This is a genomic window from Humibacillus sp. DSM 29435, from assembly GCF_001758225.1.
Lineage (GTDB): Bacteria > Actinomycetota > Actinomycetes > Actinomycetales > Dermatophilaceae > DSM-29435.
Genome location: NZ_MAST01000008.1, coordinates 1 through 15,023 on the forward strand (window position 1 = coordinate 1; position 15,023 = coordinate 15,023).

The window sequence follows — 15,023 nt, forward strand, 5'->3', positions numbered from 1 at the left end:
TGCCGCCGTGGATGCCGGGCCGGGAGCGCGGGGATCGGACCGTGGCGGGGTTGCCACGGCGGGGCCGTAGCCCGTCAGGAACGACGGACGACAGCCCGCGAGCCACCTGTGACTGCGAGCAGGTCGGCCGGAGCCAGCTCGAGGTCAAACCCCCGGCGGCCACCCGACACGTAGACCGTCTCGAAGTCGAAAGCGCTGTCGTCGAGCACCGTCGGCAGCGTGCGCTTCTGGCCGATGGGTGAGATGCCGCCGATGACGTAGCCCGTGCTGCGTTCGGCCGCGACCGGGTTCGCCATCGACACCGACTTGGCTCCGAGGGCGACGGCAGTGGCCTTGAGGTCGAGCTGACCCACGACAGGGACCACCGCAACGGCCAGCCGCGGCGCACCCTGCCCGGCCGTCTCGACGAGCAGGGTCTTGAACACGCGAGCCGGGTCGACGCCGAGCACGTCGGCGGCCTCGAGCCCGAAGCTCGCGGCATCAGGATCAGGATGGTAGGAGTGCCGCACGTACGTCACTCCAGACCGGTCAAGACACAGCGTCGCGGGCGTTGTCGGGCCCGCTCCGCGGGACGACCCGGTGGAGGGGGCGTTCACGAGCCGAGTCTAGGAGACGGCCATCTCAGACCAAGCCGGTGTCAGACGAGCTGAGACTCGGCCACCAAGCGGCTGCTTGCTGCCCGCGTCGCGGACTCGGCGAGCAGCGCGTCATGGTCGGTGGTCTCACGCCACCACCGTTGCCCCGCCTCGGGCAGGGTGTAGATCGGGTCGTAGTAGACGTAGTCGCGCGAGAGCGCCTCGGTGTCGTCGCCCTCGATGGAGGTGCGGTAGTTCTTTCGCCAGTAGGAGATGCCACGTTCGGTGTCGTACTGCTCCTGCTGATGCACCCACCGCTTGCCCACGAACGGCACGTCGCACACGATCCGCGGCGTGGCGAACCCGGGCAGGTAGCCCATCAGGGAGTGCTGCAGGTGCTGGGCCTCGCCGAGCGAGAGTCGCCAGTGTTCGGCGAACGGGATCATGTCGCACATGTAGAAGTAGTAGGGCGTGATCGACGCCCCGTCGCTGAGGGCGAAACACAGGTCGAGCAGCGCCTCGACCGAGTTGTTCACCCCGCGCATCAGCACGCCCTGGTTGCGCACGTCGCGCACGCCGGCATCCAACATCGCCCGCGAGGCCCGCTGCACCGCGGGCGTGACAGACGCTGCCGCGTTGACGTGGGTGTGGATCGCGAGCGACACGCCACGCTGCCGGGCGGTGGTGGCGACCCGGCCGACACCGTCGACGACGTCGGAGGCATACCAGTGCTGCGGCAGACCCATCAGAGCCTTCGTGGCCAGACGGATGTCGCGGATGTTGTCGATCTCGAGCAGCTGGTCGAGAAACACCTCGAGGTTCTTCCAGGGCATGTTCGCCACGTCACCACCTGAGACCACGACGTCGCGCACCGAGGGCGTACGGCGCAGGTAGTCGAGCATCGACGCGTGACGGTCGACCGGTTTGAGGTCGAACTTGAGCTTGGCGACCTGCGGAGTGGAGTTGCCCACGAGATCCATCCGTGTGCAGTGGCCGCAGTACTGGGGGCAGGTCGACAGCAGCTCGGCGAGCACCTTGGTCGGGTAACGGTGGGTCAAGCCCTCGGCCACCCACATGTCGTGCTCGTGCAGCGAGTCACGGGAGGAGTGTGGGTGCGATGGCCAGTCGGTGCGTCGGTCGCTGAACACCGGGAGCATGTAGCGGCGCACGGGGTCGGCGTAGAACGCCTCGGTGAAGTCGTGCCCGGCAGCCGGCATCGGCGCCTGCACGCCGTCGACCATGGTGTTGAGCATCTGGGGGGTGACGAGCATCGACATCGTGGCGCGCTCGGCCTGGTCGCGTTCGAGGTCGACGTAGAAGCGGTCGTCAAGCAGGTCACCCATGAGGTCGCGCAGCTGTTTGACGTTCTTGACGCAGTGGGCGCGTTGCCACTGGGCGCTGTCCCAGTCGGCGGCGGTCACCTGCCGCCAACCCGGCAACCGGGTCCAGTCGGGTTCGACGAGCTCGCGACGTCGGTAGGCATAGGGCTGTTGCACCTTGCTCATTCCGTCAGGCTAGCGGTAGGCATGGGGTAGCTCAATCATCTTGAGCACTCAATCTGCCGTTGTTCATCCGTTGGTCGCCCTAGGCTGGCGGAGCATTTTCGGTTTTGAACCGACTCGACCGAAGGATCTGCAAACGTGTCACACCCGGCTGACCCCGCCCTCAGGGCGCCTGCCCCCACCCGTGTCTCGTCGCCGGTCGGGCTGCACCGGGTGCTCGACCGGCCGCGAGTAGACGGGGATGCTGTGCCGTTGCCCCAAGCGGCCCAGCGTCTCGACGCCCGCTCCGAGCTGTGGCCCGACGAGGTGCGCATCGCGGTCGATACCCTCAATCTCGACGCCGCCAGCTTTCGCCAGCTCTCGGAGAAGCACCATGGCGACGGTGGCGCCGTTCGCGCGGAGGTGCTCGAGATCGTGGCCGCCCGCGGCAAGATGCAGAACCCGGTCACGGGATCGGGAGGCATGCTCATCGGCACCGTCGAGGAGGTCGGGCCCGAGAGCCCGCTCGGTCTGACCGTCGGCGACCGGGTGGCCACGTTGGTGTCGTTGTCGCTGACCCCGCTGGTGATCACCGACGGGCTGTCTCGCTGGGACGGGCGTGGGGAACAGGTGCCGGCTCGCGGTCACGCGATCCTCTTCGGTCGCAGCATCGCCGCTGCTCTGCCCGACGACCTAGACCCGCGACTGTCGCTCATGGTGATGGATGTCTGCGGCGCACCTGCCCTCGTCGAGCGGGTCGTCGGCGAGACCGCAGGCAAGGTTCCGTCGCCAACCGTGTTGGTGCTCGGCGGCGCCGGCAAGTCGGGCAGCCTCTCGCTGGCGGCGGCCCGGCGCGCGGGGGCCGGTCGCCTCATCGCGGTCGTGCCGGTCGAGAGGGAGGTCGCACTGCTCGAGCCGACCGGCCTGGCCGATGCCGTCGTACTGGCCGATGCTCGTTCGCCGCTCGGGCTGAGCGCCGCCGTCGAGGCAGCGGGTGGTCCGGCCGACGTCACGGTGGTGTGCGTCGACGCCCCCGGGTGCGAGCAGCCCGCGATCCTCGCCACGGCGCAGGGCGGCACGATCATCTTCTTCAGCATGGCGACCAGCTTCTCTGCGGCGGCACTCGGCGCTGAGGGTCTCGCTGCTGACGTGCGCATGATCGTCGGCAACGGCTATGCGCCGGGCCACGCGGAGCTCGCGTTGTCGCTCCTACGGGAGGTGCCCGGTGTTCGGTCCCTCTTCGAGGCGCGCTTGGCCCATGAGGGGCCGGCTGCGGGAGGATCAGACACGTGAGCACCACGACACCGGCCACCCTCGAGCTCGACCCGGCTGTCGTGCGCCGGGCGCGGTCGCTCGCGCGGCGCGCAGCCGCGCCGGTCGTGAAGATCGCCAAGAGCCACACCACCGTCTCGGTCGAGCGGGCCACGCTTCGCCTGGCCGGGCTCTCGGGCGCCGACCACGAACGAGTGCCCTGGGTCAACCATCTGGTGGATGCCGTGCGCCGCGAGGTCGGTCTGGAACACGGCGTGACCACCCCGGTCTACGACGCCCTGCGGCGGGGCGAAGCGCCCGACCTCATCACGTTGGCGCAGAAGGCCGCCAGTGGCAACGTCGCCTTCCGGCTTCCCACCGGACGGGAAGCGGTGGCGGCTCGCCGAGCGGCCGCCAGGGGAGTCGGCGTCGGCCTACGCACGATCGACGCCTCCCGCCGCACGAGAGAGCGGCTCGTCAAGCGGCTCGGCGACCCGAAGACCACGCCGTGGATCTACCTCATCGTGGCCACCGGTGACATCTACGAGGACATCCCGCAGGCGCAGGCCGCGGCCCGCGCGGGCGCTGATGTCATCGCCGTGATCCGCTCCACCGGCCAGTCCCTGCTCGACTACGTGCCCGAGGGTGCGACCCGCGAGGGGTTCGCCGGCACCTACGCGACCCAGGAGAACTTCCGGCTGATGCGCGCCGCCCTCGACGACGTCAGCAAGGAGCTCGGCCGCTACGTGCGCCTGACCAACTACGCCTCCGGTCTGTGCATGCCCGAGATCGCTGCCCTGGCCGGCATGGAGCGGCTCGACATGATGCTCAACGACTCGATGTACGGCATCCTCTTTCGTGACATCAACCCGGTGAGAACCTTTGTCGACCAACGGTTCTCACGCCAGGTGCACGCGCGGGCCGGCATCATCATCAACACCGGAGAAGACAACTACCTCACCACGGCGGATGCCGTCGAGGCCGCCCACACGGTCACCGTGAGCCAGCTGCTCAACGAGCGGTTCGCCAAGGAGGCGGGCCTGCGGGACTGGCAGCTCGGCCTGGGCCACGCCTTCGAGATCAACCCCGACCTGCCCGACAGCTTCCGGATGGAGCTTGCGCACGCCATGCTCGCCCGGCGGCTGTTCCCGAACGCGCCGCTGAAGTGGATGCCGCCGACGAAGCACATGACGGGCGACGTGTTCCGCGGCTACCTGCTCGACGGCTTCTTCAACCTCGTCGGCGCGATGACGGGCCAGAGCATCCTGCTCGTCGGGATGATGACCGAGGCCGTTGTCACCCCGTTCCTGTCCGACCGCGACCTCGCGCTCCAGAACGTGCGCTATGTCATGAGCGCGGCCAGCGGTCTGACCGAGGACTTCCATCCGCCGCGCGACGGCTTCATCCAGACCCGGGCCCGCCAGGTGCTCTCGGAGGCGGTCGACCTGCTCGAACGCATCGTGAACGACACGGCATCCGGCACGGGGCATACGGCAGGTGCACCACTGCTCTCGGCCATCGGCGACGGCACGTTCGGCCTGATGAAACGACCGGCCCACAAGGGCAAAGGCCTTGACGGGGTGGCCGAACGCGCGGCCGACTACGACAACCCGGCGATCACGGCCCTCGATGCCGGGGTTGCGGTGCCGGCTGGAAGAACGGGAAGGCCATGAGCAGCAGCATCATTCGCCCGTATGGCGACACCACCGGCGATGGCATGGTGCAGGTGTCGTTCACGCTGCCGATCCCACACGACAAGAAAGCCGAAGGGGCGGCCCTGCAGCTGGCCCGCAAGATGGGGCTCGAGCCGGCCATGCTGGTGCACGCCAAGTCGATGGGGGAGGGCTTCACCTTCTTCGTCGTGTACGGCAGCTCGACCCACCTGGTCAACCTCGACGACGTGCACGTCACCGAGCGTGAGTACCCGTTGCTGTCGGCCAAGGACGTGAACCTCGCCATCAAGAAGACCCTGCGGCGCAAGCTCGTGGTCGTCGGGGCCTGTATCGGCACCGACGCGCACACCGTCGGCATCGACGCCATCCTCAACATCAAGGGTTTCGCGGGCGAGAAGGGGCTCGAGTACTACCGCGAGATCACGGTCGTCAACCTCGGCGCCCAGGTGCTCGTGCCCGAGCTCGTCGAGCAGGCGCGGGCCGAGAAGGCTGACGCGGTGCTGGTCAGCCAGGTCGTCACCCAGAAGGATGCTCATATCCACAACACCACGCAGATGTCGGCGGCCTTCCGTGAGGCCTACCCGGCGGGAACCGTGCCGGTGCTCATCGCCGGTGGCCCCCGGTTCGAAGACGGGTCGGAGGCCGCGCTCGGCGTCGACCGCATCTTCGGGCGGGGAACCACCCCGGGCGAGGTGGCCAGCTATCTCGTGCACGAGATGACGACGAGGAAGGGAATGCACCCATGAGCGAGCCAGGCAGAGCACCGACCCGGGCCGAGGTCGGCCTGCGGGTGGTGCACCGGCGCTACGTGTCCTACGACCACGCCCACTACGCCGGCAACCTCGTCGACGGGGCCTACTCGCTGGCTGCGTTCGGCGACGTGGCGACCGAGATGTGCATCGTCACCGACGGCGACGAGGGCTTGTTCGCCTCCTACAGCGACGTGCAGTTCTCCGGGCGCGTCCAGGCCGGCGACGTCATCGAGATCACCGCCGAGATCGTGCGGGTGGGTCGCCGCTCTCGCGAGCTGCAGTTCGAGGTGCTCGTCGTCGGCCGCGGTGTTCCCGAGCGCGGCGCCGGCTCGGCCGAGATGCTCGACCCTCCTGTCGTGGCCACCACCGCCCGCGGCACCGTCGTCATCCCCTGACCATCACCGTAGAGGGGCCGTAGCGCGAACTGCCCTCTCGACTCGAGAGGCTGGGGCATACGGTGAGCCCGTGCGCCCGTCTCCCCGTTCCGTCACTCGAGTCGTGGCGGCCCTGGCCAGCGGGGGAGTGCTGTGTCTCGCCTTCCCGACCTACGACATCTGGGTGGCCGCCCCGCTCTCCTTGGCCCTGCTGGCCTGGACGCTCACGGGGGCCGGGGCACGGCGCGGTTTCGGGCTCGGACTGCTGGCCGGGCTGGCCTTCTTCGTGCCGACCCTGTCGTGGTCGGGCATCTACGTCGGAGCCCTGCCGTGGCTGGCGCTCTCCGGGTTGCAGGCGATGTTCTTCGGCGTGCTGGGAGCCGCCTACGGCCGGCTGAGCCGCGTCCGCCCGCGCGATGACGCGCGCAACGACGCGCGCAACACGGAGGCCGGCATCCGCCCGCTGGCCTTCGCCCTCGCCTGGGTGGTCGCCGAGGGTCTGCGAGCCAGGCTTCCCTACGGCGGCTTCCCGTGGGTCAAGCTCGCGTTCGGTCAGGCCGACTCGCCGTTCGGGCGCATCGTCGCCCTCGGAGGGCCACCCCTCGTGGCCTTCGTCATCGCCCTGTGCGGGGGCCTGCTCGCCCTGGCGGTCACCCGCGGCGTCCACCTAGCCGCGCACGGCCGGGCCCGTCGGGCGCCATCTCGGATGCCGCTGGGCGCCGGAGCAGTGGTCGCCGCACCGGCGGTGGCAGCGCTCGCCCTCGGCGTCATCGGCCTGGCGGTGCCGATCCCGACCGACGGGCCGCCGGCGCAGTTCCTCGGCGTGCAGGGCAACGTGGCCCGCCCCGGCCTGGAGTTCAACGCTGAACGCCGAGCGGTGCTCGACAACCACGTCGCCGCCACCCTCAAGGCGAACGAAGCCGTCACCGACGGTCGGGCGCCGGCGCCCGACCTCGTGGTCTGGCCCGAGAACGCCTCCGACATCGACCCGCTGCGCAACGAGGACGCGAAGTCGCTGATCCTCGAAACCGTCGACGCGTTGAAACGGCCCCTGATCGTCGGGGGTCTGCTCGAGGAACCACCGGGCCGGCTCTCGAACGTGAGCCTGCTGTTCGAACCCGGCAAGGGGCTCACCGACGAGTACGTCAAGCGGCATCCGGTACCTTTCGCCGAGTACATCCCCAACCGGTCGTTCTGGCGCCTCTTCAGCAAGGAGGTCGACCTCGTCTCGCGCGACTTCGTGGCGGGCACGGCTCCTGGCCTGTTCACCGTGACGGGCACTCAGGGTCAACAGATCAGAGCCGGCCTCGCGATCTGCTTCGAGGTCGCCTACGACGACATCATGCGTGATGCCGTCGAGGCCGGAGCCAACGTGCTCGTCGTGCAGACGAACAACGCGACGTTCGGCTTCACGGCGGAGTCGCCGCAGCAGCTGGCCATCAGCCGCCTGCGCGCCATGGAGTTCGGACGCAGCGTCGTGCACGTGTCGACGGTGGGCCAGAGCGCCCTGATCACGCCCGACGGAACCGCGCACCAGGTCACGTCGTTGTTCACACAGGCAGTGGTTCGCGGGGCTCTACCATTGCGGGACAGCACGACCATGGCCACCCGGGTGGGTGAGGCACCCGAATGGGCCGCCGCCGCCGCACTGATCGTGATGCTCGGGATGTCGCTCGTCACCAGCAGGGGTGCGCGGACCACCACGAAGCAGGCAGGGCCCGGGTGGACCATGGCCGAAGACTCGACGAAGGACAGCGATGACGAAGACGACACGTGAGCCGGTGGGCAAGGCCATCGTGCTCATCCCGACCTACAACGAGCGCGAGAACCTCCCGCTCATCGTCGGGCGTCTGCGCTCTGCCGTGCCGGCCGCCGACGTGCTCGTGCTCGACGACGGGTCGCCCGACGGCACCGGTATCGTCGCCGACGAGCTGGCCCGGTCCGATGACCAGGTTCACGTGCTGCACCGCTCCAGCAAGCAGGGGCTCGGCCGGGCCTACCTCGCCGGTTTCGCGTGGGCCATGGAGCGTGGGTATGACGTGCTGGTCGAGATGGACGCCGACGGGTCGCACCAGCCCGAGCAGCTGCCCGGGCTGCTCGCGGCGCTCAACGAGGCAGACCTCGCCATCGGGGCGCGTTGGGTGCAGGGCGGCGCCGTCGAGAACTGGCCGGCTCACCGCAAGGTGCTCTCCGTCGGCGCCAACGTCTACACCAAGCTGATGCTGGGCATGCGCGTCAACGACGCCACGGCGGGCTACCGGGCCTACCGGGCCGATGCCCTGCGCACCATGGGCCTGCAGGGCGTCGAGTCGCAGGGCTACTGCTTCCAGATCGACCTCACCGTGCGGGCCGTTCGCGCCGGACTGACCGTCGTAGAGGTGCCGATCACCTTCGTCGAGCGTGAGATCGGGGTCTCGAAGATGGGCAAGGACATCATCCGTGAGGCCCTCACCAATGTCACCAGGTGGGGCGTGACCTATCGCGCCGGGCAGGTGCGCTCCCGCCTGCAGCGCCGGCCGGTGGCGGCCCTGCAACCCCGACCGAAGGAGGGCGTCGACTCATGACCATGCCCACCACTCCGCCGAGCCGTCGCGCACTGCGCCCCACCAAGATCGCCGCCGCGGTGCTGCTGCTCGTGGCGATCCTGGAGATCATCGTCATCATCGCCGTCGGACAGGCGATCGGCGCCTGGCCCACGTTCCTGCTCATCGTCGCGACGTCACTGCTCGGGATGTGGCTGATCCGCCGCGAGGGCTCCAAGGCCTTCCGGGCTCTGCAGAACGCAGCCCAGAGCGGGCGGATGCCGGCTCGCGAGATCGCTGATGGCACCATCGTGCTGGCAGGCGGTCTGCTGCTCACCGGCCCCGGCTTCATCACCGACATCGTCGGCCTGCTCCTCGTGCTGCCGTTCACCAGACCCGTCGCTCGCAACCTGCTCACCGCAGCCATCACCAGCCGGGTCATCGCCCAGACCGACGCGTTCACGACCGATCCGCGCGTGACCGGTGGGCCGGCGGGCCCAGGCTCCGCGGGAGGTGGTGGCCCGCAGGGGCCCCGCCGGTCGGAGTCGAGCGATGAGGTCGTGCAGGGCGAGATCATCGACGACGATGACCCCCCATCGGGCTCGGCCTGACCGACCCCGGCCTCGCCCCCCAGTCGAGTGGCCAGTTCCGTACGGGCGAGGAGTGTACGAAAGTGGCCACTCGACTGGGCTGGCGGCTCGGTTGGCGGGACGACTGGCGGGTCGGCTGGGCTGGGCTGGGCGGCATCCGCACGACGAAAAGCCCGCCCCCACGAACGGGGCGGGCTCCTCGGGCGAACGTCTGGGCTCGGGTCAGGCGGTCTTGCGGCGGCGCGGCTTCTCGCCGCGCGACTCACGCAGCAGCGTCAGGCGCTCCTGGAGCAGCTCTTCGAGCTCCGGGATCGAACGACGCTCCAAAAGCATGTCCCAGTGCGTGCGCTGATGCTTGACCGGCTTGAGCTCGGGCTCCGGCCCGCCACCCTGCAGCTTCGCCGCAAGACCGCAACGGCACTCCCACGTGGCCGGGATCTCGGCCTCGATGGAGAAGGGCAGCTCGGTGCGGTGCCCGTCAGAGCACAGGTAAGCGGTGAGCTGGCGCTCACTCGGGACGACGTTCTCGTCAGACTCCATGCTGCGTGACCCAAGGTTGGACCCGCGCAATGCTCGATCGGCCATGATGGCCCCCTCCAAAGATCTGCTTCTGGTCGGCACTATGAGTGCCATACCCTCTCAGACGCTTGAACGACCGAAAGCGTTGCCTTGTTCCCGTACCCCTTCAGCCCGGGCGCGTCGCACTCAGACGACGAGGGGCACCGGGTTGCCCGCCTGCTCGATGCCTTCGCGCATCCGTACCTTGGACAGCAGCACCCCGCCGACGACGAAGAAGAAGATCAGGGCGATGATCGCCCACCGGTAGCTGCCGCTGAACTGGTACACGAGCCCGAAGATGAGGGTGCCGAGCCAGCTCGTCCCTCGTTCCATCGCCTGGTACAGGCTGAAGTACTCCGCCTCACGACCGCGGGGGATGAGCTGGCTGTAGAGCGAGCGCGACAACGCCTGGGTGCCGCCCAGCACGATGCCGATGAGCAGGGCGAGCACGAGAAAGAGCACGAGGGAGCCGTCGGGCACGAAGAACGCGACGACCACGACGATGGTCCACAGCCAGACGCCGTTGAGCACCGTGCGCCAGGCCCCGATACGGGCCGCCAGCCGGCCGAAGAGCCGCGCGCCGAAGAAGGCCACGAACTGCACGAACAGGAACACTCCGAGCACGGTGCCCTGAGCGAACCCGAGCTCCTCCTGGCCGTAGACGCTGGAGCTGCCGATGACGGTCTGGATGCCGTCGTTGAAGAAGAGGTAGGCGACGAGGAAGAGCAGGGTCTGGGGGTAGTTGCGCAGGTCACCGAGCGTGGTGCGCAGCTGCTGGATGCTGCCGCCCACGACCCCGGCCGTGCGGGCGACGGGGGTCTCCACCGTTCCGGTGAGGTGGCGCAGCCCGCGATACGGGATGATCGTGAAACCGGCCCACCACAGCCCGGCCGACAGGATGCTGATGCGGGTGGCGAAGGCCCGGTCGAGGCCGAGCTTCCCGTGGAAGAGGTCGAGGCCGAAGTTGAGGGCGAGCAGCAGCCCGCCGCCGAGGTAGCCGAACGCCCAGCCCTTGGAGCTGACCCGGTCGCGCTCGTTCTCGTTGGCGATGCGGCACAGGATCGAGTCGTAGACCACCAGCGAGCTGCCGAGGGCGATACCGGCGATGACGACCAGCAGCACACCGAGCTGCCAGCCGGTGCCCGCCACGAAGAACATCAGCGAGGCCGCCAGGGCGCCGACCCACGCGAAGACGCCGAACAGCCGCGTGGGGTGCGGGCTGCGGTCGGCGACTGCGCCGACGAAGATCAGCACGAGGGCCGAGAGGATCGTCGTGAAGGTGATCGTGTAGAACCAGAGCGAGCCGGGAGCGATGGGGATGCCCAGCACCGACAGTGTGTTGGTGCACTCGGCGTCGTCGGCAAGGCCGGGGCAGGCTGCGGCCTTGGCCACCGTGGTGAGGTACGGGCTCATCAGTACCGTCGCGGTGGTCGTGACATAGGCGGAGTTGGCCCAGTCGTACCAGTACCAGGCGCGCTGCTCCTTGGTCTCGGGCCGAGCCCCACTCACGGCGACGTCGGTCATGACGCGAACTCTGGCATATCCGGCCGCAAGGGTGGGTCGCCAGGGCCGGAACACGCCGATCGATTCAGCGCCGGTAGACGGTTGACCCTGGGGAGTTCCACTGTGCTCAGGCCTTCACTGCGGGCTCATCGGCGAGCAGCTCCCAGGCCAGGCCGTGGGCCACCACGATCAGAGCGATCACGGCCATGGCCGCCCCCTGCAGCCCCGTGAGGCCGACGGCCTCCGCAGCGGCGGGGGCCAGGCCCATCAGCAGGATGACGGCATAGAGCACCACCACGATCCACCGGTGACGGGCGAAAGGTCCCGGTGTTGTCGTGGCGCTGTCGGCGCGGATCAGACGCAGCGTCGACCACGCCCCGACGATGGCCGTGAGGCCGAAGGTGGACCGCCAGAGAGACGAGCCGGATCCGCCGACCTGGGCGAAGAGGCCCATCAGGCCGGGGAGCAGGAAGGTCAGGTACACGCCGCCCACGAGCCGACGGGTGTGGGGGTCGGCGAGCAGGTCACGTCGACGGTCGACGGCCGACCACCAGAGCCCCACGAGCGTGAAGCCGGTCGCGGAGACGACGGCGTAGAAGGTCGTCAGGTCCATCGGTGCACCTCCCTCCCCAGCCATCGTCCCACCGTGGTCGGTTGGATGCCGGGAATTTTCCTTCGCGGCAGGGCGGTGACGGGAAGCCGTCTGGAGCCGCTCAGCGGGCCGACAAGAAGTCGAGCACCCGTTCGGTGAGCCGGGCGGCGGCGACCGGGTCGTGGCTGGGGAGGCTGCTGTCAGCGAAGAGGTGACCGTCGCCGGGGTAGAGGAAGAGCTCGGCCTCGGGGGCTGTGGAAACGAGGTTCCGAGCCGCGTCGATGTCGCCGCCCTCCTCGGCGAAGAACTCGTCGGCGTCCATGCCGTGAACCTGCACCGGCACCCCGGCAGGCCACGTGTCACCCCATTCCGACACCGGTGCGCAGGAGTCGAACAGCAACGCCCCGAGCGCGCCCGGACGGGTCTGGGCCAGCTGCTGGGCCGGCATCGCCCCGATCGAGAAGCCGGCGTAGACCACGGCATCCGGGATCGCTCTGGCCGCCTCGATCGCGCGTTCCTGCAGCACGTCGAAGCCGACCCGCTTGGCGTGGGCGAGGCCGGCGTCCAGATCGGTGAAGACGTGGCCCTCGTAGACGTCGGGGGTGTGAACGGTGTGTCCGGCTGCGCGCAACGTGTCGGCGAAGGAGGTGAAGCCCGGTGTCTGGCCGGCCGCGTGGTGGAAAAGCAACACTTCGGTCATGGTCTCGCCTTCTGTTGTCGGGAACAATCGAGAACTATAGACTGATCCAACAATGTCGATCAATAGCCCCCAGCGGGGCATGTCTCCTGACTACGAGCTCGCAGACACGGTGGTGGTGTCGACGCCGAGCCAGCTCCGGGCGATCGCCGACCCACTGCGCAGCTCGGTGCTCGACCTCGTGCTCGAGCGGGCCGCGACGGTGGCCGAGCTGGCGAGCGCCGTCGGTCGGCCGAAGAGCACTGTGGCCCACCATGTCAACGTGCTGCTGGATGCCGGGTTGTTGAGGGTGGTGCGCACCCGACGTGTCCGTGCGATCGACGAGCGCTACTACGGCCGCACCGGCAGAACGCTCCGGATCGCGGTGGTCCGCCGGCCGGGGGAGACCGAGACCCCGGTGTGCGTCAACGAGCTCTCGGTGGCGGCGGCCGAGTCGATTCCCGCGCACGAGGACGACACGCTGTACTCGACCCTGCGACACGTGCGCATCCCACCTGAGACGGCGGCTACGTTCTGGCGGCGGGTCGAAGCCCTCATCCGGGAGTTCAGTGAGCTGCCCCGGGAGGGCGAGAGCGTCTACGGGTTCGTCGCCGGGCTCTACCCCAGCGAACAGCCCGTGCTGCCGGAGCCCCGACCGTGACCGCGGCCGTGACCGCGGCCGTGCGTCGGCGCCGACTGGGCGCTCGGAGACCCGGCCCGACGATGCTCGGGCTGGGGTTGGCCGCCGCCCTCACTGTCTCGGGGTGCGCGAGCACAAGTCCCGGCACTGCGGCGGACGCCACCGCGGGGGCCGGCGTCAGCCTCCGCATCATGTTGGGCTCGAGCTTCGTGAACGGGCGGTTCAAGCGTTCGTCGACGTGCGACGACCCCGGCCATGACTACTCGCCCGAGCTCGCGTTCGCGCGGAAGGGCGGCGAGGGCCCCCTGGCGCTGACCATGGTGGACGTCGAGAACGCCAAGGTGCACTGGGTCCAGACCGGCATCCCCGCCGACGCTGACGGCATCGACGAGCACTCCCTCATCTCCGGAGCCCGGGAGTGGGGCAACGACCTGGGGGAGGCGACCTACGACGGGCCGTGCCCGCCCGCAGGCGAGACCCACCGCTACCGGCTCACGCTCTACGCCCTGGACGCCCCCATCGACCTCACGACCGCGAAGACGCCGACGGATGCGGTGCGCGAGCTGGGCCGGGTGGCGCGCGCCCGGTCGAGCGTCGAGGCGTTGTACACGCGAGTCCACTGAGGGTGCCGCACTCGGCCGACGGACACCCGGGCGTCTGCTCAGTCGCGGTCGACGATGGCGCTCGGCGCGAGGTAGCCGTTGGTGTCGCGGCTGAGGCCCTGCTCGCGGGCGGCCGACACCACGGCATCGTCCCACTCGAGCAGTACGCGCCCATCGCCTCCGGTCATGACCACCAGCTGACCGGTCTGGTCACCGATGCTCTCGATCTGGCGCCAGGCGCCGACCGGCACCGAGAAGGTGTCGAGGGGGCCGATCTCTGAGGACACGGGGTTCTCGCGGTTGAGGGTGATCCGCCAACGGCCGTCCATGACCATGAAGACCTGCGAAGCATCGTGTCGGTGAGCGCTCACGCCCTGGCCCGGTTCGGCCCGCAACCAGGCGATGCTGAAGCCGTGCGGGTTGTAGACCTTGGGGTTCTGGAGGCGGTCCTCGGTGATGCCGTAGCCAATGACCAGAGCCAGTTCGGCGCCGCCACCGTGCAGCCGGGAGTCGAGGAAAGGGCTCGATGACCAGTGCAGGTCGCCTGGTTGGGCGAGCCGTTCGCGCATCTGGTCGAGGCCGAAGCGCGGCAGTGCCGCGAGCTGGGCGTCTGAGAGTGGCTCGGTCAAGGCGACGCCCTCCGGGGGTTGCCCCGGCTCGCCGTCGACCATCTCGTTGTTCGCCGAGAGAAACTTGCCCATCTCACCTGCGGCCGCGAGAACCGAGGGGGCCCAGAGGATTCCGCCGGTCTCGTCCTGGCCCAGCGACGAGAACATCCAGCCGTCGTCGGATCCGACGTTGGTGAAGCCGCGGAAGACCCAGGTCGGGATGGAGATGACGTCGCCCGGCTCGATCAGGGCCTCTCCGTCGGTGCCGTCCACGCCCCAGCGGAAGAGCCACTTGCCGCTCATGCAGCTGAAGACCTCAGCGGTGAAGTGCAGGTGGAGGGAGTTGGTGATGCCGTGCGGCAGTGCTGCGACGCCGAGGTTGAACCCGTGCGGCGCGGTCACCGGTACGACCTGATCCGGGTTCTCGGAGACTCCCGGACCGATCAGGGCATAGTTCTCCTTGCCGGCGCACTGGGGCAGCACCGTGTCGATGAACGCCGAACGGTCGGGGACCAGCTCGGCCCGGCGGATGGTGCGCTGCTCCGCCTCCTCGGCCGTGACCTCGGTGGCGGTGACCTCAATGGTTTTCACGTACTCCCTCTCGTCGTGTATACGTATGCAGATTA

The 15,023-nt window shown here is 69.1% G+C and carries 16 protein-coding genes; 9 read left to right on the forward strand and 7 right to left on the reverse strand.

What is annotated here, in order from left to right; genetic code table 11:
* Positions 1–74: 74 nt before the first annotated feature.
* Together ybaK and BA895_RS06535 are read right to left on the reverse strand one after the other, a co-directional pair.
* The gene (gene ybaK / locus BA895_RS06530) at positions 75–596 is read right to left on the reverse strand and encodes a Cys-tRNA(Pro) deacylase (RefSeq protein WP_070191102.1); all 522 of its coding nucleotides are present in this window, start codon (positions 594–596) and stop codon (positions 75–77) included.
* Positions 597–637: 41 nt separating this feature from the next.
* On the reverse strand, positions 638–2,080 hold the full coding sequence (locus tag BA895_RS06535; protein ID WP_070191103.1) for a KamA family radical SAM protein: 1,443 nt from the start codon (positions 2,078–2,080) through the stop codon (positions 638–640).
* A gap of 135 nt (positions 2,081–2,215) precedes the next feature.
* Here BA895_RS06535 and BA895_RS06540 point away from each other — a divergent pair, with 135 nt between their 5' ends.
* The 7 genes from BA895_RS06540 to BA895_RS06570 all read left to right on the forward strand — a co-directional run bounded on the left by BA895_RS06540 (position 2,216) and on the right by BA895_RS06570 (position 9,239).
* A complete protein-coding gene (locus tag BA895_RS06540) occupies positions 2,216–3,349 on the forward strand; it encodes an L-erythro-3,5-diaminohexanoate dehydrogenase (RefSeq protein WP_083283055.1) in 1,134 nt (377 codons plus the stop codon).
* The gene (locus BA895_RS06545) at positions 3,346–4,980 is read left to right on the forward strand and encodes a lysine 5,6-aminomutase subunit alpha (protein ID WP_070191104.1); all 1,635 of its coding nucleotides are present in this window, start codon (positions 3,346–3,348) and stop codon (positions 4,978–4,980) included. Before BA895_RS06540 ends, BA895_RS06545 begins: the two co-directional genes overlap by 4 nt.
* Positions 4,977–5,726 carry an OAM dimerization domain-containing protein gene (locus tag BA895_RS06550; protein ID WP_070191105.1) on the forward strand — a complete coding sequence of 250 codons (750 nt, stop codon included), beginning with the start codon at positions 4,977–4,979 and terminating at the stop codon, positions 5,724–5,726. Before BA895_RS06545 ends, BA895_RS06550 begins: the two co-directional genes overlap by 4 nt.
* A complete protein-coding gene (locus tag BA895_RS06555; RefSeq protein ID WP_070191106.1) occupies positions 5,723–6,127 on the forward strand; it encodes a hotdog domain-containing protein in 405 nt (134 codons plus the stop codon). The genes BA895_RS06550 and BA895_RS06555 overlap by 4 nt, the downstream gene beginning before the upstream one ends.
* 70 nt (positions 6,128–6,197) lie before the next feature.
* Complete coding sequence (lnt, locus tag BA895_RS06560; RefSeq protein ID WP_070191107.1) at positions 6,198–7,883, forward strand: apolipoprotein N-acyltransferase; 1,686 nt, start codon at positions 6,198–6,200, stop codon at positions 7,881–7,883.
* The gene (locus BA895_RS06565; protein ID WP_070191108.1) at positions 7,864–8,670 is read left to right on the forward strand and encodes a polyprenol monophosphomannose synthase; all 807 of its coding nucleotides are present in this window, start codon (positions 7,864–7,866) and stop codon (positions 8,668–8,670) included. The genes lnt and BA895_RS06565 overlap by 20 nt, the downstream gene beginning before the upstream one ends.
* Positions 8,667–9,239 carry an FxsA family protein gene (locus BA895_RS06570; protein WP_070191109.1) on the forward strand — a complete coding sequence of 191 codons (573 nt, stop codon included), beginning with the start codon at positions 8,667–8,669 and terminating at the stop codon, positions 9,237–9,239. The genes BA895_RS06565 and BA895_RS06570 overlap by 4 nt, the downstream gene beginning before the upstream one ends.
* A 201-nt stretch (positions 9,240–9,440) precedes the next feature.
* Here BA895_RS06570 and BA895_RS06575 read toward each other — a convergent pair whose 3' ends face one another.
* The 4 genes from BA895_RS06575 to BA895_RS06590 form a co-directional block, all read right to left on the reverse strand.
* Complete coding sequence (locus tag BA895_RS06575; RefSeq protein WP_070191191.1) at positions 9,441–9,803, reverse strand: RNA polymerase-binding protein RbpA; 363 nt, start codon at positions 9,801–9,803, stop codon at positions 9,441–9,443.
* Between the two features lie 120 nt (positions 9,804–9,923).
* Complete coding sequence (locus tag BA895_RS06580) at positions 9,924–11,300, reverse strand: MFS transporter (RefSeq protein ID WP_070191110.1); 1,377 nt, start codon at positions 11,298–11,300, stop codon at positions 9,924–9,926.
* A gap of 106 nt (positions 11,301–11,406) precedes the next feature.
* Entirely contained in the window at positions 11,407–11,892 is a 486-nt protein-coding gene (locus tag BA895_RS06585) for a hypothetical protein (protein WP_070191111.1), read from the reverse strand.
* Between the two features lie 100 nt (positions 11,893–11,992).
* The gene (locus BA895_RS06590; RefSeq protein ID WP_070191112.1) at positions 11,993–12,571 is read right to left on the reverse strand and encodes a dienelactone hydrolase family protein; all 579 of its coding nucleotides are present in this window, start codon (positions 12,569–12,571) and stop codon (positions 11,993–11,995) included.
* 52 nt (positions 12,572–12,623) lie between these two features.
* On the opposite strand from BA895_RS06590, the gene BA895_RS06595 reads away from it, so the two are divergent.
* Together BA895_RS06595 and BA895_RS06600 are read left to right on the forward strand one after the other, a co-directional pair.
* Entirely contained in the window at positions 12,624–13,208 is a 585-nt protein-coding gene (locus BA895_RS06595) for a winged helix-turn-helix domain-containing protein (protein ID WP_070191113.1), read from the forward strand.
* 170 nt (positions 13,209–13,378) lie between these two features.
* On the forward strand, positions 13,379–13,810 hold the full coding sequence (locus BA895_RS06600; protein ID WP_175442260.1) for a YbhB/YbcL family Raf kinase inhibitor-like protein: 432 nt from the start codon (positions 13,379–13,381) through the stop codon (positions 13,808–13,810).
* 38 nt (positions 13,811–13,848) lie between these two features.
* Here BA895_RS06600 and BA895_RS06605 read toward each other — a convergent pair whose 3' ends face one another.
* Positions 13,849–14,988, reverse strand: a complete 1,140-nt coding sequence (locus BA895_RS06605) for a hypothetical protein (RefSeq protein WP_217493836.1) — start codon at positions 14,986–14,988, stop codon at positions 13,849–13,851.
* Positions 14,989–15,023: the final 35 nt, after the last annotated feature.

Bases quoted from the DNA above. Each gene is read 5' to 3' on its own strand.
- BA895_RS06535 (WP_070191103.1), bottom strand. From the start codon at position 2,080: ATGAGCAAGGTGCAACAGCCCTATGCCTACCGACGTCGCGAGCTCGTC.
- BA895_RS06550 (WP_070191105.1), top strand. From the start codon at position 4,977: ATGAGCAGCAGCATCATTCGCCCGTATGGCGACACCACCGGCGATGGC.
- BA895_RS06555 (WP_070191106.1), top strand. From the start codon at position 5,723: ATGAGCGAGCCAGGCAGAGCACCGACCCGGGCCGAGGTCGGCCTGCGG.
- BA895_RS06565 (WP_070191108.1), top strand. From the start codon at position 7,864: ATGACGAAGACGACACGTGAGCCGGTGGGCAAGGCCATCGTGCTCATC.
- BA895_RS06570 (WP_070191109.1), top strand. From the start codon at position 8,667: ATGACCATGCCCACCACTCCGCCGAGCCGTCGCGCACTGCGCCCCACC.
- BA895_RS06575 (WP_070191191.1), bottom strand. From the start codon at position 9,803: ATGGCCGATCGAGCATTGCGCGGGTCCAACCTTGGGTCACGCAGCATG.
- BA895_RS06580 (WP_070191110.1), bottom strand. From the start codon at position 11,300: ATGACCGACGTCGCCGTGAGTGGGGCTCGGCCCGAGACCAAGGAGCAG.
- BA895_RS06585 (WP_070191111.1), bottom strand. From the start codon at position 11,892: ATGGACCTGACGACCTTCTACGCCGTCGTCTCCGCGACCGGCTTCACG.
- BA895_RS06590 (WP_070191112.1), bottom strand. From the start codon at position 12,571: ATGACCGAAGTGTTGCTTTTCCACCACGCGGCCGGCCAGACACCGGGC.
- BA895_RS06595 (WP_070191113.1), top strand. From the start codon at position 12,624: ATGTCGATCAATAGCCCCCAGCGGGGCATGTCTCCTGACTACGAGCTC.
- BA895_RS06600 (WP_175442260.1), top strand. From the start codon at position 13,379: ATGTTGGGCTCGAGCTTCGTGAACGGGCGGTTCAAGCGTTCGTCGACG.